Origin of the sequence: Buttiauxella brennerae ATCC 51605 (assembly GCF_001654925.1) — a bacterium.
Lineage (GTDB): Bacteria > Pseudomonadota > Gammaproteobacteria > Enterobacterales > Enterobacteriaceae > Buttiauxella > Buttiauxella brennerae.
This window is the reverse complement of record NZ_LXER01000005.1, coordinates 42,856-66,998: the sequence shown is the minus strand read 5'-3', so window position 1 is coordinate 66,998 and position 24,143 is coordinate 42,856. Positions and strand designations below refer to the sequence as shown.

At 51.1% G+C, this 24,143-nt stretch carries 21 protein-coding genes; 4 read left to right on the top strand and 17 right to left on the bottom strand.

The genetic code is table 11. The annotated features are described in order from the left end of the window. Window positions 1-33: 33 nt before the first annotated feature. The 14 genes from murG to leuO form a co-directional block, all read right to left on the bottom strand. The gene (gene murG, locus M975_RS00700) at window positions 34-1,101 is read right to left on the bottom strand and encodes an undecaprenyldiphospho-muramoylpentapeptide beta-N-acetylglucosaminyltransferase (protein WP_064556694.1); all 1,068 of its coding nucleotides are present in this window, start codon (window positions 1,099-1,101) and stop codon (window positions 34-36) included. Further along, on the bottom strand, window positions 1,098-2,342 hold the full coding sequence (gene ftsW / locus M975_RS00695) for a cell division protein FtsW (RefSeq protein WP_064556692.1): 1,245 nt from the start codon (window positions 2,340-2,342) through the stop codon (window positions 1,098-1,100). The genes murG and ftsW overlap by 4 nt, the downstream gene beginning before the upstream one ends. After that, a complete protein-coding gene (murD, locus tag M975_RS00690; RefSeq protein WP_064556691.1) occupies window positions 2,342-3,658 on the bottom strand; it encodes a UDP-N-acetylmuramoyl-L-alanine--D-glutamate ligase in 1,317 nt (438 codons plus the stop codon). The genes ftsW and murD overlap by 1 nt, the downstream gene beginning before the upstream one ends. Before the next feature lie 2 nt (window positions 3,659-3,660). Next, the gene (gene mraY, locus M975_RS00685; RefSeq protein ID WP_064556689.1) at window positions 3,661-4,743 is read right to left on the bottom strand and encodes a phospho-N-acetylmuramoyl-pentapeptide-transferase; all 1,083 of its coding nucleotides are present in this window, start codon (window positions 4,741-4,743) and stop codon (window positions 3,661-3,663) included. Beyond that, a complete protein-coding gene (gene murF, locus M975_RS00680; RefSeq protein ID WP_064556687.1) occupies window positions 4,737-6,095 on the bottom strand; it encodes a UDP-N-acetylmuramoyl-tripeptide--D-alanyl-D-alanine ligase in 1,359 nt (452 codons plus the stop codon). The genes mraY and murF overlap by 7 nt, the downstream gene beginning before the upstream one ends. Then, window positions 6,092-7,579 carry a UDP-N-acetylmuramoyl-L-alanyl-D-glutamate--2,6-diaminopimelate ligase gene (murE, locus tag M975_RS00675; protein ID WP_064556685.1) on the bottom strand — a complete coding sequence of 496 codons (1,488 nt, stop codon included), beginning with the start codon at window positions 7,577-7,579 and terminating at the stop codon, window positions 6,092-6,094. The genes murF and murE overlap by 4 nt, the downstream gene beginning before the upstream one ends. Next, window positions 7,566-9,332: a peptidoglycan glycosyltransferase FtsI gene (locus tag M975_RS00670; RefSeq protein WP_064556684.1), complete on the bottom strand. Its 1,767-nt coding sequence runs from the start codon at window positions 9,330-9,332 to the stop codon at window positions 7,566-7,568. The genes murE and M975_RS00670 overlap by 14 nt, the downstream gene beginning before the upstream one ends. Before the next feature lie 15 nt (window positions 9,333-9,347). Beyond that, complete coding sequence (gene ftsL, locus M975_RS00665; RefSeq protein WP_064556682.1) at window positions 9,348-9,713, bottom strand: cell division protein FtsL; 366 nt, start codon at window positions 9,711-9,713, stop codon at window positions 9,348-9,350. Continuing rightward, complete coding sequence (gene rsmH / locus M975_RS00660; protein ID WP_064556680.1) at window positions 9,710-10,651, bottom strand: 16S rRNA (cytosine(1402)-N(4))-methyltransferase RsmH; 942 nt, start codon at window positions 10,649-10,651, stop codon at window positions 9,710-9,712. The genes ftsL and rsmH overlap by 4 nt, the downstream gene beginning before the upstream one ends. A 3-nt stretch (window positions 10,652-10,654) precedes the next feature. Further along, complete coding sequence (mraZ, locus tag M975_RS00655) at window positions 10,655-11,113, bottom strand: division/cell wall cluster transcriptional repressor MraZ (RefSeq protein WP_064556678.1); 459 nt, start codon at window positions 11,111-11,113, stop codon at window positions 10,655-10,657. 576 nt (window positions 11,114-11,689) lie between these two features. Beyond that, window positions 11,690-12,694, bottom strand: coding sequence for a catabolite repressor/activator (gene cra / locus M975_RS00650; RefSeq protein ID WP_064556677.1), 1,005 nt, complete (start codon window positions 12,692-12,694; stop codon window positions 11,690-11,692). 172 nt (window positions 12,695-12,866) lie between these two features. Further along, window positions 12,867-13,358, bottom strand: a complete 492-nt coding sequence (gene ilvN, locus M975_RS00645) for an acetolactate synthase small subunit (protein ID WP_064556675.1) — start codon at window positions 13,356-13,358, stop codon at window positions 12,867-12,869. 2 nt (window positions 13,359-13,360) lie between these two features. Next, window positions 13,361-15,085, bottom strand: coding sequence for an acetolactate synthase 3 large subunit (gene ilvI / locus M975_RS00640; RefSeq protein ID WP_064556673.1), 1,725 nt, complete (start codon window positions 15,083-15,085; stop codon window positions 13,361-13,363). 413 nt (window positions 15,086-15,498) lie between these two features. Further along, complete coding sequence (leuO, locus tag M975_RS00635; RefSeq protein ID WP_064556671.1) at window positions 15,499-16,443, bottom strand: transcriptional regulator LeuO; 945 nt, start codon at window positions 16,441-16,443, stop codon at window positions 15,499-15,501. 831 nt (window positions 16,444-17,274) lie between these two features. Here leuO and leuA point away from each other — a divergent pair. Genes leuA through leuD form a run of 4 tightly spaced genes read left to right on the top strand, consistent with a single transcriptional unit; the run spans window position 17,275 to window position 21,958 of the window. Continuing rightward, complete coding sequence (gene leuA / locus M975_RS00630) at window positions 17,275-18,846, top strand: 2-isopropylmalate synthase (protein ID WP_064556669.1); 1,572 nt, start codon at window positions 17,275-17,277, stop codon at window positions 18,844-18,846. 1 nt (window position 18,847) lies between these two features. After that, the gene (leuB, locus tag M975_RS00625; protein ID WP_064516163.1) at window positions 18,848-19,939 is read left to right on the top strand and encodes a 3-isopropylmalate dehydrogenase; all 1,092 of its coding nucleotides are present in this window, start codon (window positions 18,848-18,850) and stop codon (window positions 19,937-19,939) included. 2 nt (window positions 19,940-19,941) lie between these two features. Next, window positions 19,942-21,342 carry a 3-isopropylmalate dehydratase large subunit gene (leuC, locus tag M975_RS00620; protein ID WP_064556668.1) on the top strand — a complete coding sequence of 467 codons (1,401 nt, stop codon included), beginning with the start codon at window positions 19,942-19,944 and terminating at the stop codon, window positions 21,340-21,342. Window positions 21,343-21,352: 10 nt separating this feature from the next. Then, entirely contained in the window at window positions 21,353-21,958 is a 606-nt protein-coding gene (gene leuD, locus M975_RS00615) for a 3-isopropylmalate dehydratase small subunit (RefSeq protein WP_064516159.1), read from the top strand. A gap of 139 nt (window positions 21,959-22,097) precedes the next feature. Here the strand turns inward: leuD and M975_RS00610 are convergent, their stop codons facing one another. The 3 genes from M975_RS00610 to trmB form a co-directional block, all read right to left on the bottom strand. Beyond that, window positions 22,098-22,814, bottom strand: a complete 717-nt coding sequence (locus M975_RS00610) for a YggN family protein (RefSeq protein WP_064556666.1) — start codon at window positions 22,812-22,814, stop codon at window positions 22,098-22,100. Between the two features lie 195 nt (window positions 22,815-23,009). Then, window positions 23,010-23,336, bottom strand: a complete 327-nt coding sequence (locus M975_RS00605) for a YggL family protein (RefSeq protein ID WP_064556665.1) — start codon at window positions 23,334-23,336, stop codon at window positions 23,010-23,012. Beyond that, the gene (trmB, locus tag M975_RS00600) at window positions 23,336-24,055 is read right to left on the bottom strand and encodes a tRNA (guanosine(46)-N7)-methyltransferase TrmB (protein ID WP_064556854.1); all 720 of its coding nucleotides are present in this window, start codon (window positions 24,053-24,055) and stop codon (window positions 23,336-23,338) included. Before trmB ends, M975_RS00605 begins: the two co-directional genes overlap by 1 nt. Window positions 24,056-24,143 lie beyond the last annotated feature (88 nt).

Below are 24,143 nucleotides of genomic sequence, written 5' to 3'. Positions count from 1 at the left end.
AATATTCATGGGCAACATAGCCACCCACAATGATTACGCCAGTGCTGCGGCGCTCACTTCTTTTGCTACCCGCTCTGTGGCATCAGGAATGGATACAGCACGCGCACGCACGGCCATTGCCAATAACGTTGCTCTGTCCCACCCGGCGAGAGTTTGGGTAACGGCATCCACGGTAAACTGCGGTTGCTCCAGTATTTTTGCCGCTCCAGCTTTTTCTAACGGCAGCGCATTCCAGTATTGCTGCCTGTCTTTGTGCTGGAAGGGAACAAACAGTGCAGGTAACCCTGCCGCCGCAACTTCACTCACGGTTAATGCACCAGAGCGACAGACCACGACATCGGCCCACGCATACGCGGCAGCCATATCATCAATAAATTCGGTTACTTTGTGCTGAGGCTGTCCGGCGTCGGCATAACCTTGCTTAACAAAATCCTCACCGCCTTTGCCACACTGGTGCCAAATGGTGACAGCATCGCCCAGGCGACCGGCAACTTGCGGTATCGTTTGGTTCAGCACGCGTGCGCCCTGAGAACCACCAACGACCAAAACCCGCACAGCACCTTCGCGCCCGGCAAAACGTTCTTGCGGCAATGGCAGGGCTAACACATCAGTACGCACCGGGTTACCTACCACGTCAGCGTTCGGGAATGCCCCCGGAAACGCCTGCATCACTTTTGTAGCGATCTTTGACAGCCATTTGTTGGTTAACCCGGCAATACCGTTTTGCTCATGCAACACGACCGGAATGCCAAGTGACCAGGCAGCCAGGCCACCGGGGCCTGATACATAGCCGCCCATCCCCAGCACAACGTCCGGGCGATACGCTTTCATGATGGCCCGCGCCTGACGCCAGGCGTTAAAAATACGAACCGGCGCCAGCAACATTGCTTTCAGGCCTTTGCCACGCAACCCTGAAATACGAATAAAATCGATCTCAATTCCATGCTTAGGAACTAAGTCTGCTTCCATACGATCGGCGGTTCCGAGCCAGCGCACTTGCCAGCCCTGAGCCATTAAGTGATGTGCCACCGCAAGACCCGGGAACACATGCCCGCCAGTCCCGCCTGCCATCACCATTAACCGCCGGGTTTGATTACTCATCGCACACCCTTCGTAAACGCCTGCGCTTTCGCCAGGCGTGTTTCATGATCAATACGCAGCAACATCATGATTGCTGTAGACATAATTAACAGGCTCGAACCACCGTAACTGATCAGTGGTAATGTCAGGCCTTTCGTTGGCAGCATGCCTGCCGCCGCACCCACGTTTACCAGTGCCTGGAAACTAAACCAGACGCCGATTGAGCAGCCTAAAAAACCTGCAAAACGCTGGTCCATTTCTAATGCACGTTTACCAATGGACATCGCACGAAAAGCCACGAAGAATACCATCAATAAAGCAAGTACCACACCGATATATCCCAGCTCTTCGCCAATAATCGAGAAGATGAAGTCGGTATGTGCCTCTGGCAAATATTCGAGTTTTTGCACCGAATTGCCTAAACCCTGCCCCCACAATTCACCGCGACCGAATGCCATCAGAGATTGCGTCAGCTGGTAGCCGCTACCAAACGGGTCATCCCATGGATTCCAGAAAGACGTTACGCGACGGATTCGATACGGTTCGGCCAGAATCAGCAGCACAACCGCGGAAATACCCATGCCGATGATGGCGAGGAATTGCCAGAGTTTGGCACCCGCAAGGAACAGCATTGCCAGTGTTGTGACAAACAGCACAACCACGGTACCAAGGTCAGGCTGCGCCAACAGAAGCACGGCTAATACCAGAATAACGCCCATCGGTTTCAAGAAGCCGCGCAGGTTATTACGCACTTCATCAACCTTACGAACCAGGTAGTTGGCGAGATAACAGAACAACGACAGCTTAGTGAACTCAGCTGGCTGAATACGCAACGGGCCAAAGGCAATCCAGCGTGATGCACCGTTAACCGAGCTACCAACAACCAATACAATCAACAACATTGCGATGGATAACAGCAACAGCGCGGTACTGTGACGTTGCCAGAAATCCATCGGCAGGCGCAGTGTCACCATCGACAGAGCAAATGCCAGAACGATGTACAACCCGTCGCGTTTAGCAAACAGGAACGGGTCATTCGCCAGGCGTTGCCCGACGGGCATGGAGGCGGAAGTCACCATAATGAAGCCGACAGCCGCCAGCCCGAAAGTGAGCCATAACAAAGTGCGGTCATACATCACGATGTTATTGGAATCAGCTTCCTTCGTGCCCATCACCCAGCCTTTAAGCGCCGCACCCAACCAAGCCAGGATGGCAAATCCAGGCACGCGAGGCATACGCAGGCGAGGGAGAGATAAGCGCATCAGCCAAGCTCCTTCGCAAGTTGAGTGAACTGGTCGCCACGCTGCTCGAAGTTTTTGAACTGATCGAGACTGGCGCAGGCCGGGGAAAGCAGAACCATGTCGCCTGGCTGCACACGAGCGGCGATCAATTTCATCGCCTCAGCCATGGTGTTGGTTTGTTCTGCAACATCCGGGCGCAATGCGGCAAGTTCAGCACCGTCACGGCCAAAGCAGTAAAGGCGAATCGCTGAGCCTTGCAGATATTGGCTAAGCGAGGAGAAATCCGCAGACTTACCATCACCGCCTAACAACAGATGCAAAGTCCCTTCAACTTTCAAACCGTTCAACGCCGCTTCAGTGCTACCAACGTTGGTGGCTTTGGAATCGTTAATCCAGCGCACGCCGTTACGTTCCAGTGCAAGCTGGAAGCGATGAGCAAGGCCGGTGAATGTTGTGAGTGCCTTAAGGCTGCTGGAGCGCGGCAATTTCACTGCGTCAGCAAGCGCTAATGCGGCCAGCGCGTTGGTGTAGTTATGACGGCCAACCACTTTCATCTCTTTGGTGTTCAGGATTTTCTCGCCCTTAACACGCAGCCAGGTATCACCTTGCTGGTGGTTAAGGTGGTAGTCACCTACGTCCACACCAAAACTGATGCAACGCTCGTCTGCACCACGGACCGGCATGGTCAGCGCATCATCTGCATTCACGACACAAACCGCGGCGTTTTCATAAACGCGCAGTTTAGCGGCACGATACTGCTGCAGACCAAACGGATAACGATCCATATGGTCTTCAGTCACGTTCAGGATGGTTGCCGCCGCTGCTTTCAGACTAAAAGTGGTTTCTAGCTGGAAGCTGGACAGCTCAAGAACATACAGCTCACGGCTTGGATCAAGCAACATCAGTGCAGGCAGGCCGATGTTTCCACCTACCCCGACATTCACGCCAGCCGCTTTCGCCATCTCACCTACTAAAGTCGTCACCGTGCTTTTACCGTTTGAACCGGTAATGGCCACAATCGGCGCCTGAGCTTCACGGCAAAACAGTTCAATATCACCAACGATTTCAATGCCAGCATCTGCCGCACGGCTTAACGCAGGATGGGCTACCGCGATACCAGGGCTGGCAATAATCAAGTCAGCCTCTAACAGCCAGTCTTCATTGAGTGAACCAGTATGTCGCTCTACCGCTTCAGGCAGTTTTTCCAGGCCCGGTGGCGAGATGCGGGTGTCCATTACGCGTGGTGTCACACCGCGCGCAATGAAGAAATCCACACAGGACAGGCCGGTCAGACCCAATCCGATAATGACGACTTTTTTACCCTGGTAATCAGTCATGGTTAGCGCACCTTCAGGGTAGCGAGGCCGATCAGAACCAGCATCAGCGAAATAATCCAGAAGCGCACAATAACTCGCGGCTCAGGCCAGCCTTTCAATTCGTAGTGGTGATGAATCGGAGCCATGCGGAAAATACGCTGTCCGCGCAATTTGAAGGAGCCAACCTGCAAGATGACCGACAGTGTTTCAACCACAAACACGCCGCCCATAATCACTAACAAGAATTCCTGACGCAGCAACACAGCGATAGTTCCGAGTGCGCCACCAAGCGCCAGAGAACCTACATCACCCATAAAGACTTGCGCCGGGTAGGTGTTGAACCACAAGAAGCCAAGCCCTGCACCGACAATCGCCGTACAGACGATGACTAGTTCCCCGGCATGGCGCAGGTATGGAATATGCAGATATTCAGCAAACTTAATGTTACCGGTCGCCCAGGCAACCAGCGCAAAACCTGATGCCACCAGCACGGTTGGCATAATCGCCAGCCCATCAAGGCCGTCAGTCAGGTTTACCGCATTACCGGTACCGACAATAACAAAGTACGCCAGCAGCACGTAAAACAGGCCAAGCTGCGGCATCACGTCTTTAAAGAAAGGCACAACCAGCTCAGTGGCTGGCGTTCCTTTCCCTGCGCTGTACATCGTGAAGGCCACAGCCAGCGCGATAACGGACATCCAGAAATACTTCCAGCGGGCAATCAGGCCTTTGGTGTCTTTACGCACCACTTTGCGGTAATCGTCGACAAAGCCAATCGCCCCATAACCCACCAGCACGAACAACACGCACCAGACGTATGGGTTGGATGGATAAGCCCACATCAATACGGAGATCACGATAGAAGTCAGGATCATAATCCCGCCCATCGTTGGTGTTCCACGTTTGCTGAAGTGAGATTCCGGGCCGTCGTTACGCACAACCTGGCCGAAAGAAAGCTGCTGCAAACGAGCAATCATACGCGGCCCCATCCACAACGAGATGAACAGAGCAGTCAGCAGGCTGACAATGGCGCGAAACGTCAGATAAGAAAAGACGTTAAAGCCGGAATAATATTTGACCAAGTGTTCGGCCAGCCAAACTAACATGTTCCATTCTCCTGTAATGCGTGCACGACCTGTTCCATGGCGGCGCTACGTGAACCCTTCACTAAAATGGTAATCATTGAATGCTCAGCGATAAGTGCCTGCAGGCGTGCGATTAAAGAAGGCTTATCGGTAAAATGTTCACCAACTTCAGAGGCAAGACTGATTGTTTTGCTCAGTGTGCCTACGCTTAACACGCAATCAAGACCTGATGCTTTTGCTGCTTCACCCACCTGGCGATGACATTCGTCGGACTCCGCGCCCAACTCACCCATATCACCCACCACCATCACGCGGAAACCCGGCATTTCAGACAGCACCTGTGCTGCGGCGGTCATTGACCCCACATTGGCGTTATAGCTGTCATCGAGCAGAAGTTGGTTTTCAGATAACTGGATGGGGAACAAACGACCAGGAACGGCTTTAAGACCTGCCAGACCGGTTTTAATTGCAGTCAATGAGGCACCCACCGACATCGCCAGTGAAGCCGCAGCAAGCGCATTAGCAATGTTATGGCGACCAGGCAGTGGAAGCGTAACATCAACGTCACCCGCTGGCGTTTTGATAGTGAAATCGGTGCCATGCACGGTGATGTGCACGTTGGTCGCGGTAAAGTCACTGCCTGTGGCATTCGGTGAGAAACGCCATACTTTGCGTCCACCAATCACTTCCTGCCAGTTCAGCCAGTCATTATTATCTGCGTTGAGAATTGCGATGCCGTTTTCCGGCAAACCAGCGAAGATTTCACCTTTGGCTTTCGCAACGCCAGCAAGTGATCCGAAGCCTTCCAGATGAGCTGCTGCAAGGTTATTCACCAGTGCAGAGTCCGGGCGCGTGAGGTTAACAGTCCAGGCGATTTCACCCTGGTGGTTTGCACCTAATTCAATGACCGCATATTCATGTTCTGGCGTCAGGCGTAATAACGTCATTGGCACGCCAATATCGTTATTCAGATTTCCGGCGGTGTACAAGGTGTTGCCGCATTCGCGCAAAATCGCTGCGGTCATCTCTTTAACGGAGGTTTTGCCCGAAGATCCGGTCAGCGCAACAATGCGTGTTGGAACCTGTTGACGAACCCAGGCTGCCAGCTCGCCAAATGCCTGATGTGTATCTGCAACCACAAGCTGTGGCACGTCGATAGCTAACTTACGGCTAACCAACAACGCTCCTGCCCCACCGTTCACCGCATCTTGCGCAAAGTCGTGAGCATCAAAACGCTCACCCTTGAGTGCAACGAACAAGCATCCCGGCGTTAATTTACGCGTGTCGGTTGTGACATCAATGATATCGGCATCCGCACCATGCAACTCTCCATTAAGGACAGTGGCAAGTTGACTCAAGGAAACGCGGATCATGCCACAACCCCCAACAGACGAGCGGCGGTAATGCGGTCGGAGTAATCCAGGCGCTGCGTGCCGACAATCTGGTAATCCTCGTGGCCTTTACCCGCCACCAGAACCACATCGTTTTCTTTAGCCTGCATAATCGCGTTAGTTACCGCTTCGGCACGACCTGCAACCACATGCACGCGACCCGCATCCAGCATGCCTGTCAGAATATCGGCAACAATCGCTTTTGGCTCTTCGGTGCGTGGGTTGTCATCGGTGACGACAACGACATCTGCATATTGCTCGGCAATTCCACCCATAATTGGGCGCTTGCCTTTATCACGGTCACCGCCGCAGCCGAAGACACACCACAGCTTGCCGCTGCAATGTAAACGGGCAGCTTGCAACGCTTTTTCCAGGGCATCCGGCGTGTGGGCATAATCCACCACAACTGTCGGTTTACCCGGTGCGGTGAAAACTTCCATGCGGCCGCAAACAGGTTGCAAGCTCGGAGCCGTTTTCATCAGTTCTTCAAGCGGGTAATCGAGCACTAACAGCGTCGCCAGCGCTAACAACAAGTTGCTGACGTTAAAAGCGCCCATCAGGCGGCTTTCGATCTCGCCATCGCCCCAAGAGGAGCTGAACTGCACGGTCGCCCCGCCATCGTGATAATGCACATTGGTTGCTTTTAACCAACGGCCACGACAGCCTGGCTGTAAATTATTTTCCATCGTCACGGCGACAGCGTCAGGCAAACGCATTAACCAGTTGCGCCCGACTTCGTCATCAGCATTGATAACCGCATGGCCGTAATCATGTTCTGAGAACAGCAGCCATTTAGCCGCTTCGTAGCCCGCCATATCACCGTGGTAATCAAGGTGATCGCGGCTGAGGTTGGTGAACACGCTGGCGGCAAATTTCAATGCGGAAACACGGTGCTGGACCAGCCCGTGTGAGGAGACTTCCATTGCCGCAAAGCTCGCACCTTCATGTGCCAGGTTCGCCAGCACGTGCTGCACATCAACGGCAGAACCGGTGGTGTTTTCGGTAGGTTTAACATTGCCGAGTAAACCGTTACCCACGGTGCCCATAACGGCACTGGTTTCGCCCAACAACTGGCTCCACTGCGCGAGCAACTGAGCGGTCGTGGTTTTACCATTCGTGCCGGTCACGCCAACCAGGCGCAATGCACTCGAGGGCTCATGGTAAAAACGCCCTGCCAGAGCAGAAAGACGTTGATGCAGCTGGCTCAGATAAATAACCGGCACGCCGTGCATTTCACGGACTTCGCCATCGGTTGCTTCGCCATCCGCTTCAGCAACGACAGCGGCTACGCCTTGCGCTATTGCCTGCGGGATATATCGACGCCCGTCCGCCTGATGACCCACTATCGCCACAAAAAGGTCGCCCGATGCCGCCACGCGACTATCGAGTGTCATTTCTCGCAGAGCTCTCGGAGGTAGCGCTTGCACCCACGGAGCGAGAAGGTCGCGCAAATTACGATCTGCCACCTGATCCCTCATTTTGATTGATTACAAATTCACTTTTTTCACCTGTCGCCAGAGCATCCGGTTCGATATTCATGGTGCGCAGAACGCCGCCCATGATTGCACCGAACACAGGTGCAGAGACGGCACCACCGTAATATTTCCCTGCTTGTGGGTCGTTAATCACCACAACCAGTGCAAATCGAGGATTACTTGCTGGTGCAACGCCTGCTGTGTAAGCAATGTATTTGTTGACGTAACGCCCATCCGGCCCGACTTTTTTCGCCGTACCGGTCTTAATTGCAATGCGATAGCCCTTGATGGCCGCTTTAACGCCACCACCACCAGGCAATGCCACACTTTCCATCATATGAACAACGGTACGAACCAACTGTTCAGGGAAAATACGTTCGCCAGGAACAGGAGGGTCAACCTTGGTAATCGACAGCGGGCGATAAACGCCGTAGCTGCCAATCGTTGCGTAGACTCGCGCTAACTGTAACGGGGTTACCATTAGCCCGTAGCCGAAAGAGAAGGTGGCCCTCTCTATGTCAGACCACCGTTGTTTTTGCGGATATAAGCCACTGCGTTCTCCGACCAGCCCCAAGTTGGTCGCTTTTCCCAGTCCAAAACGTGAGTAAGTATCTACCAACGCTGAGGAGGGCATCGCTAACGCCAGTTTAGAAACCCCGACGTTACTCGACTTCTGTAGCACCCCGGTAAGGGTCAATTCGCTGTAACGCGCCACATCTTTGATCTCATGACCATTAATGCGGTACGGCACGGTATTCAGAACGGTATTTTCACGCACTACGCCACGTTGCAACGCAGTCATGACCACCATCGGTTTAACGGTTGAACCCGGCTCGAAAACGTCCGTAATAGTACGGTTACGCATCACGTCTTTCGGGGTTCCGCTTAAATTATTGGGGTTGTAGGATGGGCTGTTCGCCATCGCTAACACTTCGCCGGTGCTCACATCAACCAGTACTGCACTGCCCGATTCCGCTTTGTTGAAGGCCACCGCATTGTTTAGCTCACGGTAAACCAACGCCTGTAGGCGTTCATCAATGCTCAAAGCGAGGTTATGAGCGGCCTGGCTATCGGTTGAAGAAATGTCTTCAATGACGCGACCAAAGCGGTCTTTACGCACAATGCGCTCGCCCGGTTGCCCGGTCAGCCATTTATCGAAGCTTTTTTCAACGCCCTCGATGCCCTGACTATCAACGTTCGTAAAACCAATGAGGTGAGCGGTTACTTCGCCAGAAGGATAGTAACGGCGAGACTCCTGGCGTAAATGAATCCCAGGGAGTTTGAGTTTTTTGATGTAGTCGCCAATATCTGGATTGACCTGGCGTGCCAGGTAAATAAAGCGACCTTTCGGATTGCTGTTAACGCGAGAAGCAAGCTGATCAAGAGGGATTTTCAGTGCATCAGCCAGCGCTTTCCAGCGATTATCCAGCGTAATGCCACCTGCATCATGAAGCTCTTTTGGGTCTGCCCATATCGCATTCACTGGCACACTGACAGCCAATGGGCGGCCTGCGCGATCGCTAATCATGCCACGGGAAGTTGAGACTTCCTGCACACGCAAGGAACGCATATCCCCCTGGCGAACCAACATGTCTGGCGCGATGATTTGCAGCCAGGCAACGCGCCCCAACAGGAAAACCAGCGCCAGCAAAATGCAACCGCAAAGCAACGCAAAACGCCAACTTACAAAGTTGGCCTGTTCTTCCTGGCGTTTCGGTTTAAGCGTTTTTGCCGCTGCTCTCATCAGTCACGCGATTCCTTATTGCTGCACTACGATGTTTTCCTGCGAAGGGTCGACATGCTGCAATTGCAGCTTTTCCGTCGCGACCCGCTCCACCCGGCTATGATCGCCCAGTGCATTTTCTTCCAAAATCAGATTTCGCCATTCGATATCCAGCGCATCACGCTCCACCACCATTTGCTCACGCTGAGCGGTGAGCAAACGAGTGTGGTGAGCGGTCGTCACAACAAAAATGGCGGTAACGATGATGGCGGTGAACAAGATCAGCGGTAGCTTCCCATGACGCAACAAATCACCACCAATCACTGTTGGTAGTGCATGCCGCTCGCCACTGCTCAACTGGCCAGTAACTTTAGTCAGGGCTTCTGCCACTCTGCTGATCATGCGTTCGTCCTTTCAGCGATGCGCAGTACCGAACTACGCGCGCGTGGGTTTTCCGCCACTTCTTCATCGCCTGGCATCATTTTGCCGATTGATTTTAAATATCTGCCGCCAAGCTTATTCAACTGGGCTTCAGTCATTGGAATACCGGCCGGAACCTGTGGCCCACGAGTGTTTTCACGCATAAAGCGCTTAACAATCCGGTCTTCCAAAGAGTGGAAACTGATAATCGACAAACGGCCGCCCGTCGCCAGCGTTTCAATCGAGCCTTTCAGTGCTTTTTCGATCTCTTCAAGTTCGCTGTTGATCCAGATACGGATAGCCTGGAAGGTGCGCGTTGCCGGGTGTTTGAACTTGTCTTTTACCGGCATTGCCGCCGCGACAACTGTCGCCAGTTCTTTTGTGCGGGTCATAGGCTGTTCGCGATTACGCTCGATAATGGCGCGCGCAATACGTTTGCCGAACTTTTCTTCGCCGAAGGTTTTAATCACCCAGGCAATGTCTGCTTCTTCAGCATTAAGCAACCATTCCGCAGCAGACTGGCCGCGAGTCGGGTCCATACGCATGTCCAGTGGACCGTCGCGCATAAACGAGAAGCCACGTTCAGCGTCGTCGAGTTGTGGTGAAGAGACGCCAAGATCCAACAGGATGCCGTCAATTTTGCCCAGCAAATCGCGTTCGCGTGCGTATTCAGCTAATTCAGAGAAAGGCCCATGAATAATGGAGAAGCGCGGGTCATCAATAGCCTGAGCCGCCTCAATCGCTTGCGGATCCCGGTCGATAGCCAGCAGGCGCCCTTCTGGTCCCAGTTGGGAGAGAATCAGACGAGAATGACCGCCACGGCCAAACGTGCCATCAATGTAGATGCCATCCTGACGAATGTTAAGACCGTTCACGGCCTCATCTAGTAGCACCGAAGTATGTTTAAAATTTTCCATCATTATTTATAGTGACAAGTCCTGCAGACGGTCCGACAAGGTGGTCGTCGTAGCCTGCTCAGCGTCGATGTCTTCCTTGACCTGTTGATGCCAGGTCGTTTCATCCCACAGTTCAAACTTATTGAACTGCCCAACCAGCATCACTTCTTTGGTTAGCCCGGCGTGTTGGCGCAAAACTGGTGCCAGCAACAATCGCCCGGCGCTATCCATCTGACATTCACTGGCATGGCCAAGTAGCAGTCGCTGCACGCGACGCTCTACCGGGTTCATGCTCGACAGACGAGCTAGCTTTTGTTCAATAATTTCCCACTCGGGAAGGGTATAAAGCAGCAGGCATGGGTGATGGATGTCGATGGTACAAACCATCTGACCTTCAGAGGTTTCGACAAGCGCTTCCCGGTAACGGGTAGGTACGGCAAGCCGCCCTTTGCTGTCGAGATTGACTAATGTTGCCCCACGGAACATGCCAGCCTCACCCTCAAATTCCCCTTTCCACCACTTTGACCCACAAAATCCCACCTAAAGGAGTTTACGGAGCGGAGGAAAACCTTGTCAAGCAAGCTACCACGCTGATGGAAATAATTTTCATCTCCTAAGCGATTGATAAATGACTGGCGTGAAAAGGCGCTACATCCACGATGCAAAATTAACGTTATGAATATTTGAAAGAAAAAAGATCAATAAGCATAAATATCGTTAAATCGGCTGAAAACCTGACTGGTAAAATATGAAGTGTTCAGTTTGCGACGCGGTCGGCATTTTAAGGTATTTCTCGACAGGATAACAGACCCAGATGCAGGCGAAACGCGGGCTGGGGGGTAAGATTGAATCATGACGGATGGCTATTGTTTAATTATCCGACACTTTTACACTTTGCTATGTAACAAAATAATTCTAAGAGTGATAATTATATCAATTTAGGAATTAATACCGGAATTAAGAAATGTCGATTAGTAATGAAAAATAATTACCTGAATTACGAAGGGAATTAACACGGGATAATTCTTAATTAAGAATGGCAGTCGTAACTGCCATGTCTTGTTAGTGGCGACTTAAACTACCACGACGATATAGATTACGGCGAATACGCGTCAGACCAGCCTTCGGTTTACGAGGTTCATCGAGACTTGCCAGGACCAGTTCCAACACGCGTTCCGCGACATCGCGGTGACGCTGCGCAACAGCCAATACTGGACATTGCAGGAAATCGAGCAATTCATTGTCTCCGAAAGTGGCAATAGCCAGCTCAGAAGGCAAATGCCCTTCACGTCGTAATGTTACATCCATCACACCCTGTAATAATGCAAATGAGGTGGTATAGAGCGCCTGTGGCATGGGGTGCGTTTCGAGCCATTTATCAAAAAGCTGTGCCGCGGCTTCGCGCTCATAGCTGTTGGCATATAAGAAGTGCACTTCACGCGGATCATCTTTCCACGCAGTACGGAAACCTTGCTCACGCAAGTAACTGACAGAAAGCTCTGGCAGTGCACCGAGGTAAAGAACCGTTTCGGCAGGGAAAGTGCGTAGTTCGCTGGCCAGCATCTCCGCATCTTCCTGGTCAGCACCCACTACGCTGATGAAATTTTCACGATCGAGTGCACGGTCGAGCGCGATGATAGGGAACGGATCGTTTGCCCAACGCTGATAGAAAGGGTGTTCTGGTGGCAATGAAGTTGAAACGATGATGGCATCAACCTGGCGCTGTAACAGATGCTCAATACAACGCATTTCGTTATCTGGCTGATCTTCCGAGCAGGCAATCAGTAATTGATATCCACGCTGGCGGGCCTGGCGCTCCAGATAATTGGCGATACGGGTATAACTTGTGTTCTCAAGGTCTGGAATAACTAACCCGATAGAACGCGTACGCCCGGCACGCAATCCCGCCGCAACAGCATTCGGGTGGTAGTTATGCTCGCGAACAACCGCCATGACTTTCTCAACGGTCTTATCGCTGACGCGATACTGCTTTGCTTTACCGTTGATGACGTAGCTCGCCGTGGTACGCGAAACTCCAGCCAGGCGCGCGATTTCATCCAATTTCACAGTAGCCCCTTATTTAGGATTTCCATAACCATACCCTGGTCATGGTTTCATTCTTATCATCTAAGCGCAGAATAATAACTCGGGCAACCGCTTTTGCTGGCAGTTGTTGCGTTATTTGCAAAAAAAAACCCGGCACAGGTTACCGGGTTACTCTTCATTCGCCTTTCACAGGCTAGCGCATGATCTTATCGCCGCGCGATACACCGACGATCCCTGACCGTGCCACTTCGACAATTTTTGCCACTTCACGGATGGTATTGAGGAAGGCATCCAGCTTGTCGCTGGTTCCTGCCAGTTGAACGGTGTAAAGCGTTGGGGTGACATCAATGATTTGCCCGCGGAATATTTCTGCGTTGCGCTTCACTTCTTCTCGCCCATAACCACTAGCCTGCACTTTCACCAGCATGATTTCGCGCTCAACGTGTGCGCCCTGCCCAAGTTCACTGACTCGCAGAACATCTACGAGCTTATGCAGTTGCTTTTCAATCTGCTCAAGCACTTTCGCATCGCCGACCGTCTGGATAGTCATACGAGACAGTGTCGGATCGTCAGTCGGTGCAACTGTCAGGCTTTCAATGTTGTAGCCGCGCTGAGAGAACAAGCCTATAACCCGGGACAATGCCCCGGACTCATTTTCGAGTAATACAGATAATATCCGGCGCATAATCAGGTTCTCTCCGTTTTACTTAACCACATCTCATCCATACCACCGCCACGGATCTGCATTGGGTACACATGCTCAGTGCCATCAACATTCACATCGACAAAGACCAGGCGCTGATTACGCACCGCTTCCAGCGCTTCAATGAGTTTACTTTCCAACTCTTGCGGCTCGTGAATGCTGATCCCGACGTGCCCGTAAGCTTCCGCCAGGCGGACGAAGTCAGGTAAAGATTCCATATAGGATTGGGAATGGCGGCCAGAATAGATCATATCCTGCCACTGCTTCACCATGCCAAGGTAGCGATTGTTAAGATTGAGTACCAGCACTGGCAAACCATATTGCAGCGCGGTGGAAAGCTCCTGGATATTCATCTGAATACTGCCATCACCCGTAACACAAACGACGGTTTCTTCTGGCAATGCCAGTTTCACACCTAATGCCGCAGGCAGACCAAAGCCCATGGTGCCGAGACCACCGGAGTTAATCCAACGACGTGGCTTGTCAAAAGTGTAATAGAGGGCGGCGAACATCTGGTGCTGGCCGACATCAGATGTGACGTAGGCTTCGCCATTAGTCAGGCGGTAGATCGTTTCAATAACCGCCTGTGGCTTAATTTTGGTGCTGGTGCGATCGAACTCGAGGCACTGACGTGCACGCCACTGCTCAATTTGTTGCCACCAGTCGCGGATATCATCACAGGCTTGCGCTGAATCTTCTTGTGCCAGCAACTCCAGCATTTGCTGCAAAACCTGGCGAGCATCACCGACAATGGGAATATCCGCGCCAACCGTTTTGGAAATGGAAGTCGGGTCGATATCAATATGCAGCACCGTCGCATTCGGGCAGTACTTCGCCAGATTGTTAGTTGTGCGGTCATCAAAGCGCACACCGACCCCGAAGATAACGTCGGAGTTATGCATCACCATATTGGCTTCGTATGTTCCGTGCATCCCCAACATGCCTAACGCCTGGCGATGAGTTCCAGGAAACACGCCAAGGCCCATCAAAGAGGAGACCACCGGAATATTCAGTTTCTGGGCTAACTCAAGCAGCTCTTCATGGCAGCCAGAAGTGATCGCACCGCCACCGACATACATCACCGGCTTCTTCGCCGCCAGCAAGGTTTGCAATGCCCGTTTAATCTGCCCTTTGTGACCCTGAGTGGTCGGGTTATAAGAACGCATGCTGACTGTTTCGGGATAGCTGTAAGGGAATTTATTTGCCGGACTCATAATGTCTTTTGGCAAATCCACCACCACCGGGCCCGGGCGGCCACTTGCTGCAAGCCAGAAGGCTTTTTTGATGATGCCTGGAATGTCTTCGGCTTGTTTGACCAGGAAACTGTGCTTCACAACCGGACGCGAAATCCCGACCATGTCGCATTCCTGGAAGGCGTCATAACCAATGAGGGAAGTAGCCACCTGGCCCGACAACACCACCATTGGGATGGAATCCATATAGGCGGTAGCGATACCGGTAATCGCATTCGTGGCACCAGGGCCGGATGTCACCAGCACTACGCCAACTTCACCCGTCGCACGCGCCAGGCCATCAGCCATATGTACTGCTGCTTGTTCATGGCGCACCAGCACATGATCAATGCCGCCAATAGTATGGAGCGCATCATAAATATCGAGGACTGCGCCTCCGGGGTAACCGAATACATGTTTGACGCCCTGATCGATAAGCGATCGAACGACCATCTCGGCTCCTGACAACATCTCCATGGTTTGCCTCCAGGCTTACGTGTTTGACCGACCGCAGAAATCATTTCGGCTTAGTCGTTGAGGCAGGCTGTTGCGCCCTGCATATGTCTTTTAAATTTTAATAATCCGCCTAACATAACCGTTGAAAATCAGGCAATCAATTGCGAATCTTCACAGGCTAAAAGCTGATTTTCTTGCGAACACTGTGAAAGCTACATCTGGCGGAGTTAAGCTCTGCGCATAAGCAAAGATTATAATTGAAAATGTTATGAAAGGTGATTTTGCAGGTTAAATCTAAATAACGCGGGATTTAGTAAGCTCGAGGGATGGCGATGCACAAAAAGAACAACAGCAGAAAAAACTATAAAACAGAAGAAACGAATCATAACCGGATAGTTATCACTACCCGGCTTGTTTAGGCTAACAGTTTGAATTTATTTGCTACAGATAGTAGTCAGAAGATTTTCCATCCACTGATGCCCTTTATCCCGCCCGGCAGATTCGTGCCAGGATAAATAGCAGGTTGCCATATTATCTTTCAGCGGCAATGGGAATGTTTGTAACTGAAGTGAATCAGCGAACTCCTCTGCTAACCAGCGAGGTGCGATAGCCACAAGTTGAGTCTGAGAAACGACATTTAAAACGCTGGTCATTGCCATTCCCTGATAAGCAATGCAGGCGAGTTTCTCTGCTGACTGATACCATGGCGCACTAAATGATGCAAAACGTTCCAAAGAGACCACCGCGTGCTTTTCGTTATAAACATCTTCTTCCGTTAATGGTTTAATTAAACGTGGATGTTTCTTACTGGCCACCAGCACCATCTCATCTTCAAATAGTGAAACGCAAGCAAACTCAGGGCGGCGAAATTCTGTATAACTAATTACAAACTCAGTTTCCTGATAACGTAATTGATGCTCGATATCTTTATTTAACGCTGATTTGAAAAGCAGCTGAATACCAGGCGCAAAGCGTTTCATATTATTGAAGATGGCGGAAGTTAACAAATTGTCCAACGGACTGCTGACACAAATGTTAAATACTCTTTCACTACTGCTCGGCTCGAAACCGGCGCCAGGCAACTCGTTCTGAACCAGCTGCAATGCCTGACGGATAGCACCAAACAACTGAAAGGCCCGCGCAGTAGGCTGTATACCACGGCCATAGCGGACAAAGAGTTCGTCGTTGAACATCACTTTCAATCGTGCGACAGCATTACTCACCGCAGGCTGAGACATTCCTAAAGACTGTGCCGCCCGGGTAATATTCTGTACTTGCATAACAGCATCGAAAACAGTTAATAGATTTAAATCAACTGAACGCAACTGGGATTTAAACCCCTCATGAGCGACAGGTTGTTCTACATAATTATCAGACATGACTAACTCCACTAAGATGGCAATCCCTTCTTCGCAGATTAACGCTGCGAACTACCCCTAATATCATTTGCTAAGCAGAACATGCTGATTGATGCAATCGAAAACACTATTCAAAAAAATCCAGATATAAATTATGAATGTTCTCTAACGTACCAACACGATTTCAGCTACCGACAAGACTGGTGAAACGAAAAAAAAACACACTCTTCGCCAGTTGATTTTGGTTCGAGCTAATCAAATCATAAAATGACTTAACACACAACGATTGACCCTGTGAATAATATATTAAGCATGGATAATCATTCTAACTTTGCAACATTCTCTACTCACAAACAGTCAATAAGGGAAGATGACAAACTCCTAAAGTGGATTAAAAATAGCAGTGAAACCTCTTTAATTCATAATCATGATGAATACTATTGATGTGGAGTATATTGTTTTTAATTGTTTCTGATGATTTCATTTCCCCCACGGGCGTAATTAATCTTTTTTCATACTTTCAGAAATATTATGGAAATTACATCTCACAGCACAAATAACTAACTCACAATCCATCTTACTCTCACTAAACCCCTGGCTGAGATAATCGGATGTTGACACTGCCAGCCAGATCAAGTACCAATAAATGCATAACGCATTCACTTGGGGTTTGAAAACATGATTCGCAGCATTCGCCTACTAGGTCTACTACTAAACGCAACTTCTTTGCGCGGTAGGCTGGTGGGCGAAATCGAACGTTGATTCAAGCCATCAGACAGAAAAAACCCGCGCCACTGCGCGGGTTTTTTTATGCTCGTAGCAAGGGCCCCTAAGACGAGAAAGGACCACAACATGAGCCAACAAGTCATTATTTTCGATACCACTTTGCGTGACGGTGAGCAGGCATTACAGGCAAGTCTGAGTGTAAAAGAGAAGCTGCAAATTGCGATGGCACTGGAACGTATGGGTGTTGACGTAATGGAAGTCGGTTTCCCTGTTTCCTCTCCTGGTGACTTCGAATCTGTACAGACTATCGCTCGTCATATCAAAAACAGCCGTGTGTGTGGCCTCGCCCGTTGTGTCGATAAAGACATTGATGTTGCAGCTGAAGCATTGAAGATTGCCGAAGCATTCCGTATTCATGTGTTTTTGGCCACTTCGACCATGCACATCGAAACCAAATTACGTAGCACGTTCGATGATGTCCTGGCTCGCGCAGTCAATTCCGTCAAACGCGCCCGTAACTACACCGACGACGTTGAGTTCTCCTGTGAAGATGCAGGCCGTACACCCATTGATAACCTGTGCCGTATTGTTGAAGCCGCTATTGGCGCAGGTGCTACAACTATCAACATTCCTGATACTGTGGGTTACACCACGCCAGTGCAATTCGGCGGCATTATTCAGACGTTGTATAACCGCGTACCAAACATTGATAAAGCCATTATCTCTGTGCACTGCCACGATGACCTGGGCATGGCGACCGGCAACTCAATTGCCGCGATTCAGGCCGGTGCCCGTCAGGTTGAAGGCACATTGAACGGGATTGGTGAACGCGCAGGTAACACCGCGCTGGAAGAAGTCATTATGGCGATAAAAGTACGCGGGCAAATGCTGGGCGTGCATACCGATATCAATCATCATGAAATCTACCGTACAAGCCAGATTGTCAGCCAACTGTGCAACATGCCAATTCCTGCTAACAAAGCTGTTGTCGGCTCCAATGCTTTCGCACACTCCTCAGGTATTCACCAGGATGGCGTACTGAAAAACCGCGAAAACTACGAAATAATGACCCCGGAAACCATCGGTCTGAATCAGGTGCAATTGAACCTGACTTCCCGTTCTGGCCGTGCCGCAGTGAAACACCGCATGGAAGAGATGGGCTATAAAGAAGACGATTACAACCTGGATTCTTTATACGACGCCTTCCTGAAACTGGCCGATAAAAAAGGTCAGGTCTTTGACTACGACCTGGAAGCGCTGGCGTTCATTGGCAAACAGCAAGAAGAACCAGAACATTTCCGCATGGAATACTTCAACGTGCAGTCCGGCTCAAGCGTGATTTCTACCGCTTCCGTCCAGTTGCAGTGCGGTGAAGAAACGCAGTCTGAAGCGGCAACAGGTAACGGCCCGGTCGATGCGGTTTACCAGGCGATTAACCGCATCACCAACTACGATGTCGAACTGGTGAAATACCAATTGTCTGCAAAAGGTCAGGGTAAAGATGCGTTGGGTCAGGTAGATATTGTTGTGACCCATAAAGGCCGCCGTTTCCATGGCGTGGGTCTGGCGACCGATATCGTTGAATCTTCTGCTAAAGCAATGATAAATGTGCTGAACAACATCTGGCGCGCTGGCATCGTCGAAAAAGAATTGCAACGCAAAGCTCATAATAAAGAAAATAATCAGGAAACCGTGTGACATGTCAAAAACTCATCATATAGCAGTATTGCCGGGTGACGGCATTGGCCCAGAAGTTATGGCTCAGGCGCTGAAAGTGCTGGATGCAGTTCGTACGCGCTTCGATATGCGCATTACCACCAGTCAATATGACGTGGGTGGCATTGCTATCGACCGCCACGGCAACCCGCTGCCACCCGTTACCGTTGAAGGCTGCGAGCAAGCAGACGCAATTCTGTTTGGCTCCGTTGGCGGACCTAAATGGGAACACCTGCCTCCGGCCGAGCAGCCAGAGCGTGGCGCATTATTGCCGCTGCGTAAGCACTTTAAGTTGTTCAGTAACCTGCGCCCTGCTCGCCTGTACCAGGGTCTGGAAGAGTTTTGCCCACTGCGTGCTGACATCGCCGCAAACGGTTTTGACATTCTGTGTGTGCGTGAACTGACTGGCGGGATCTACTTCGGCCAGCCGAAAGGCCGTGAAGGCTCCGGCATGCACGAGAAAGCCTTTGATACCGAAGTGTATTACCGGTTTGAGATCGAGCGTATTGCGCGCATCGCTTTTGAATCTGCTCGTAAACGTCGCAGCATCGTCACCTCAATTGATAAAGCGAACGTGCTGCAATCATCGGTAATGTGGCGCGAAATCGTTGGTGAAATCGCGAAAGAATACCCGGATGTTGCGCTTTCACACATGTACATCGACAACGCCACCATGCAGCTGATTAAAGATCCGTCCCAGTTTGACGTGCTGCTGTGCTCCAACCTGTTTGGCGACATTCTGTCTGACGAATGCGCGATGATCACCGGTTCTATGGGCATGCTGCCTTCCGCAAGCCTGAACGAGCAAGGTTTCGGCCTGTACGAACCAGCGGGCGGTTCCGCGCCTGATATCGCCGGTAAAAATATTGCGAATCCAATTGCGCAGATCCTGTCTCTGGCTTTATTACTGCGCTACAGCCTGGATGCTGAAGAGGCCGCTTTGGCCATCGAAAACGCTATCAACCTTGCGCTGGAAGAAGGTTTCCGTACCGGCGATTTGGCTCGTGATGGCAATGCAATCAGCACCGACGAAATGGGCGATACCATTGCTCGCTTCGTGGCAGAGGGGAAATAATCATGGCGAAGACGTTATATCAAAAGTTGTACGATGCCCACGTCGTCTACGAAGCAGTCGATGAAACACCACTGTTGTACATCGACCGTCATCTGGTGCACGAAGTGACCTCCCCGCAGGCATTTGATGGTCTGCGTGCGCACAAGCGACCGGTGCGTCAGCCTGGCAAAACTTTTGCCACCATGGACCACAACGTTTCCACGCAAACTAAAGACATCAACGCTTCCGGCGAAATGGCCCGCATTCAGATGCAGGAATTGATGAAAAACTGCAAAGAGTTCGGCGTTGAGTTATATGACCTGAACCACCCGTTCCAGGGCATCGTCCACGTGATGGGCCCAGAGCAAGGTATCACTTTACCTGGCATGACCATCGTTTGTGGCGACTCCCATACCGCAACCCACGGCGCATTTGGCGCACTGGCGTTCGGGATCGGGACTTCTGAAGTTGAACACGTACTGGCAACGCAAACCCTGAAACAGGGCCGTGCCAAAACCATGAAGATTGAAGTGACTGGCACCGCGGCACCGGGCATTACCGCGAAAGACATCGTATTGGCAATCATTGGCAAAACCGGCAGTGCGGGTGGCACCGGTCATGTAGTGGAATTCTGTGGTAGCGCGATTCAGGCGCTGTCGATGGAAGGCCGCATGACATTGTGCAACATGGCAATCGAAATGGGTGCCAAAGCGGGCATCGTTGCACCAGACGAAACCACGTTTAACTACGTGAAAGGCCGTCTGCACGCACCGAAAGCAGAAAGCTGGGATGACGCCGTCGACTACTGGAAAACCTTTAGCACTGACGAAGGCGCGAAGTTCGACAGCATTGTGACCCTGGATGCGGCTGACATTGCACCGCAAGTCACCTGGGGTACCAACCCAGGCCAGGTCATTTCCGTCACCGAAAACATCCCGAATCCAGAATCCTTCGCTGACCCGGTTGAGCGTGCCTCTGCTGAAAAAGCTCTGGCGTATATGGGCCTGAAACCTGGTATTCCATTAACCGAAGTCGCTATCGATAAAGTGTTTATCGGTTCATGCACCAACTCACGCATTGAAGATTTGCGCGCTGCGGCAGAAATTGCCAAAGGCCGTAAAGTCGCACCCGGCGTGCAGGCTTTAGTGGTGCCAGGCTCTGGTCCGGTAAAAGCGCAGGCAGAAGCCGAAGGTCTGGATAAGATCTTTATTGAAGCGGGCTTTGAATGGCGTTTGCCTGGTTGCTCCATGTGCCTGGCGATGAACAACGACCGCCTGGAGCCGGGTGAACGCTGTGCATCCACCAGCAACCGTAACTTTGAAGGCCGTCAGGGCCGCGGTGGTCGTACGCACCTGGTTAGCCCGGCAATGGCAGCAGCAGCAGCTGTTTCTGGTCATTTTGCTGACATCCGCACATTGAAATAAGGGAAACACCATGGCAGAGAAATTTATTCAACACACCGGCCTGGTCGTTCCGCTGGATGCCGCAAACGTTGATACAGACGCAATCATTCCTAAGCAATTTTTGCAGAAGGTGACCCGCACTGGTTTTGGTGCTCACTTGTTTAACGACTGGCGTTTTCTGGATGATGCAGGCCAACAACCGAACCCGGAATTCGTGCTGAATTTCCCTGAGTTTAAAGGCGCTTCAATTTTACTGGCGCGTGAAAACTTCGGCTGTGGTTCTTCGCGTGAACACGCACCATGGGCTTTAACCGATTACGGTTTTAAAGTGGTCATCGCGCCAAGTTTTGCCGATATTTTCTACGGTAACTCATTCAACAACCAGCTGTTGCCGGTGACGTTGAGCGAAGCAGAAGTCGATGAGTTGTTCAAACTGGTCGCGGCAAATCCAGGTATTAAATTCGTTGTCGACCTGGAAGCGCAGACGGTGATTGCGGGTGAGAAAAGCTATTCGTTTAATATCGATACTTTCCGCCGCCACTGCATGTTAGAAGGGCTGGACAGTATCGGTCTGACGCTGCAACACGAAGGTTCTATTTCTGCTTACGAGCAAAAACAACCGGCGTTTATGCGTTAATAAACAGCAAGTCTTATACCCAAAATAATTCGAGCTGCATCGCGGCGGCAAGTGTTCGAGGCCCAGGGAGCTTACATAAGTAAGTGACCTGGGCGAGAACACGCAGCCAACAAAGAGGCAGCTTGAAGTATGAAGGGTCTTACTTGAGAGTCTCTACAAGCCCTTTGCGCTGCCCTTCCAGCGTCACCACTTTGCTACACACATCGCGGCCAAACTGCTCGAAATCTTTTTCCTGATTTTTCCACTCATTCTGAATCGAGGTCTGTAAGCCACCCAGGCTTCCCAGCACGCCTTGCAGCGGATTGCCGCCACCTTTCAGAACCGCTTTAGCACCCATTTCATTGATGCTGTCTTGCAGAATACCGCCCATCGCCTGGTTCACCAGTTGCTGCCCATCGGCACGTACCTGATCAATGGCTTTGTAATGGAAGGTTAAACCGTCCTGGCGGGTTTCAATAATATGGTTCATCTGCTCTTTTAGCTGTGCATCAAGCTTCGTCAGGCGGCCACGCATATTGCTGCTCTCGCCCACTTCTTTAGCGATGATTTTATCCAGCGCAACACGACCTTTTTCAACGCGGGTCAATGCGCCGTTATTGATCCATGGGAGGTCGCTACGCAACGCTTTCTGATAATTCACCGCCAGCTGGCGTTGCGTTGCGTTTAATGTTTGTGGCTTGCCGTTGAATTGCAGGCTGCCATCGGGGGCAATAACCAGATTGCCATTTTCGCCAACAACCTGAACGGATTGCGGGTTGATTACTACGTCATCGCGAGGCGTGACGCTGCATTTATAGTCGGCCTGCGCCTGCATCGCGGTGAGCAACAGAACGCCCATAAGAGCCTTACGAATCATAGTCACTCCTGAACTTCTAAAAATTTAAGAAAAAAAAGGCCGGTTTTCACCGACCTGTTTGTTCTGCATATACCCAAAGATTTCGAGTTGCAGGAAGGCGGCGACGCAGTGAATCCCCAGGAGCTTACTTAAGTAAGTGACTGGGGTGAGCGAGGAAAGCCAACGCACATGCAGCTTGAAAGATTAAGGTATATATCAATCCCACCAGACATCAAAAAGATCACTAGTGCGAACATCTTCTGCCTTGTGATCTTCAAGCCATTTGCGCACCAGAGCCTGATGCTCTTCGGTGCATTTGCCAATTTCCTGCAGGCAGATTAAGCCTTCCCAGGAAAGGTGGCCGCCGCCATCAAAAGCCAGACCGTTTTTATCGATAACTTCGTCAATAAACGCATCAACGGTTTTATCAATTTGTTCTTCGGAAGTGCCTTCCGGGAAACGCCATGCAACAGAGAACCCCAATTCCTGGAATTCTTCGATGTGCATTTTCTTACGCAAACGACGGCTACGATTAATTGCCATTACTTTACCCTCTCGAACATTAAGTCCCATACGCCATGACCAAGACGATGGCCACGTTGTTCAAATTTGGTCACCGGACGTGAATCCGGGCGCGGTACGTAGTCGTTGCTCTCCGACTGGTTTTTATAACCGTCGATAGAGGACATCACTTCGAGCATGTGTTCAGCATAAGGTTCCCAGTCGGTTGCCATATGGAACACGCCACCCAGTTTCAGTTTGCTTTTTACCAGTTCGGCAAACGGCACTTGAACGATACGGCGCTTATTATGACGTGCTTTGTGCCAGGGATCAGGGAAAAAGAGCTGAACCATGTTTAAAGAATTGTCAGGAATCATTTTTTCCAGCACTTCAACCGCATCGTGGCACATCACGCGCAGGTTCTCGACACCCTCTTCGTGAGCGGTCGCAAGGCATGCGCCCACGCCTGGTGAGTGCACTTCGATACCCAAAAAGTTCTGCTGTGGGTTCGCCTGAGCCATTGCCACAAGCGACGTCCCCATGCCGAAACCAATTTCCAGCGTCGCGGGTGCTTCACGGCCAAAAAGGGCTGTAAAATCAACAGGCGCGGTTTCATATTCAACGCCCATCACCGGCCAGTAGTTTTCCAGAGCGAACTCCTGCCCTTTAGTCAGGCGACCCTGACGGCGTACAAAACTACGAATCCGGCGCATTGCGCGGCCTTCTTCATTAAATTCCGGTGAGATGACGTCATTTTTCATGGTGTTCAGGCTTAAGTTAGTATTCAGGAAACGGGCATTATCCAAAGTTAAGGGTGAGAAGCAAGCACCAGAAAGTTCCGGTTTACAG

What these genes read in the sequence shown, in the direction of transcription:
- leuD (WP_064516159.1), top strand. Translation starts at nt 21,353, where the DNA reads ATGGCAGAGAAATTTATTCAACACACCGGCCTGGTCGTTCCGCTGGAT.
- leuC (WP_064556668.1), top strand. Translation starts at nt 19,942, where the DNA reads ATGGCGAAGACGTTATATCAAAAGTTGTACGATGCCCACGTCGTCTAC.
- mraZ (WP_064556678.1), bottom strand. Translation starts at nt 11,113, where the DNA reads ATGTTCCGTGGGGCAACATTAGTCAATCTCGACAGCAAAGGGCGGCTT.
- ilvN (WP_064556675.1), bottom strand. Translation starts at nt 13,358, where the DNA reads ATGCGCCGGATATTATCTGTATTACTCGAAAATGAGTCCGGGGCATTG.
- ilvI (WP_064556673.1), bottom strand. Translation starts at nt 15,085, where the DNA reads ATGGAGATGTTGTCAGGAGCCGAGATGGTCGTTCGATCGCTTATCGAT.
- ftsL (WP_064556682.1), bottom strand. Translation starts at nt 9,713, where the DNA reads ATGATCAGCAGAGTGGCAGAAGCCCTGACTAAAGTTACTGGCCAGTTG.
- murG (WP_064556694.1), bottom strand. Translation starts at nt 1,101, where the DNA reads ATGAGTAATCAAACCCGGCGGTTAATGGTGATGGCAGGCGGGACTGGC.
- M975_RS00610 (WP_064556666.1), bottom strand. Translation starts at nt 22,814, where the DNA reads ATGATTCGTAAGGCTCTTATGGGCGTTCTGTTGCTCACCGCGATGCAG.
- M975_RS00670 (WP_064556684.1), bottom strand. Translation starts at nt 9,332, where the DNA reads ATGAGAGCAGCGGCAAAAACGCTTAAACCGAAACGCCAGGAAGAACAG.
- murD (WP_064556691.1), bottom strand. Translation starts at nt 3,658, where the DNA reads ATGACTGATTACCAGGGTAAAAAAGTCGTCATTATCGGATTGGGTCTG.
- murF (WP_064556687.1), bottom strand. Translation starts at nt 6,095, where the DNA reads ATGATCCGCGTTTCCTTGAGTCAACTTGCCACTGTCCTTAATGGAGAG.
- M975_RS00605 (WP_064556665.1), bottom strand. Translation starts at nt 23,336, where the DNA reads ATGGCAATTAATCGTAGCCGTCGTTTGCGTAAGAAAATGCACATCGAA.
- leuO (WP_064556671.1), bottom strand. Translation starts at nt 16,443, where the DNA reads ATGTCTGATAATTATGTAGAACAACCTGTCGCTCATGAGGGGTTTAAA.
- leuB (WP_064516163.1), top strand. Translation starts at nt 18,848, where the DNA reads ATGTCAAAAACTCATCATATAGCAGTATTGCCGGGTGACGGCATTGGC.
- mraY (WP_064556689.1), bottom strand. Translation starts at nt 4,743, where the DNA reads ATGTTAGTTTGGCTGGCCGAACACTTGGTCAAATATTATTCCGGCTTT.
- trmB (WP_064556854.1), bottom strand. Translation starts at nt 24,055, where the DNA reads ATGAAAAATGACGTCATCTCACCGGAATTTAATGAAGAAGGCCGCGCA.
- ftsW (WP_064556692.1), bottom strand. Translation starts at nt 2,342, where the DNA reads ATGCGCTTATCTCTCCCTCGCCTGCGTATGCCTCGCGTGCCTGGATTT.
- leuA (WP_064556669.1), top strand. Translation starts at nt 17,275, where the DNA reads ATGAGCCAACAAGTCATTATTTTCGATACCACTTTGCGTGACGGTGAG.
- rsmH (WP_064556680.1), bottom strand. Translation starts at nt 10,651, where the DNA reads ATGATGGAAAATTTTAAACATACTTCGGTGCTACTAGATGAGGCCGTG.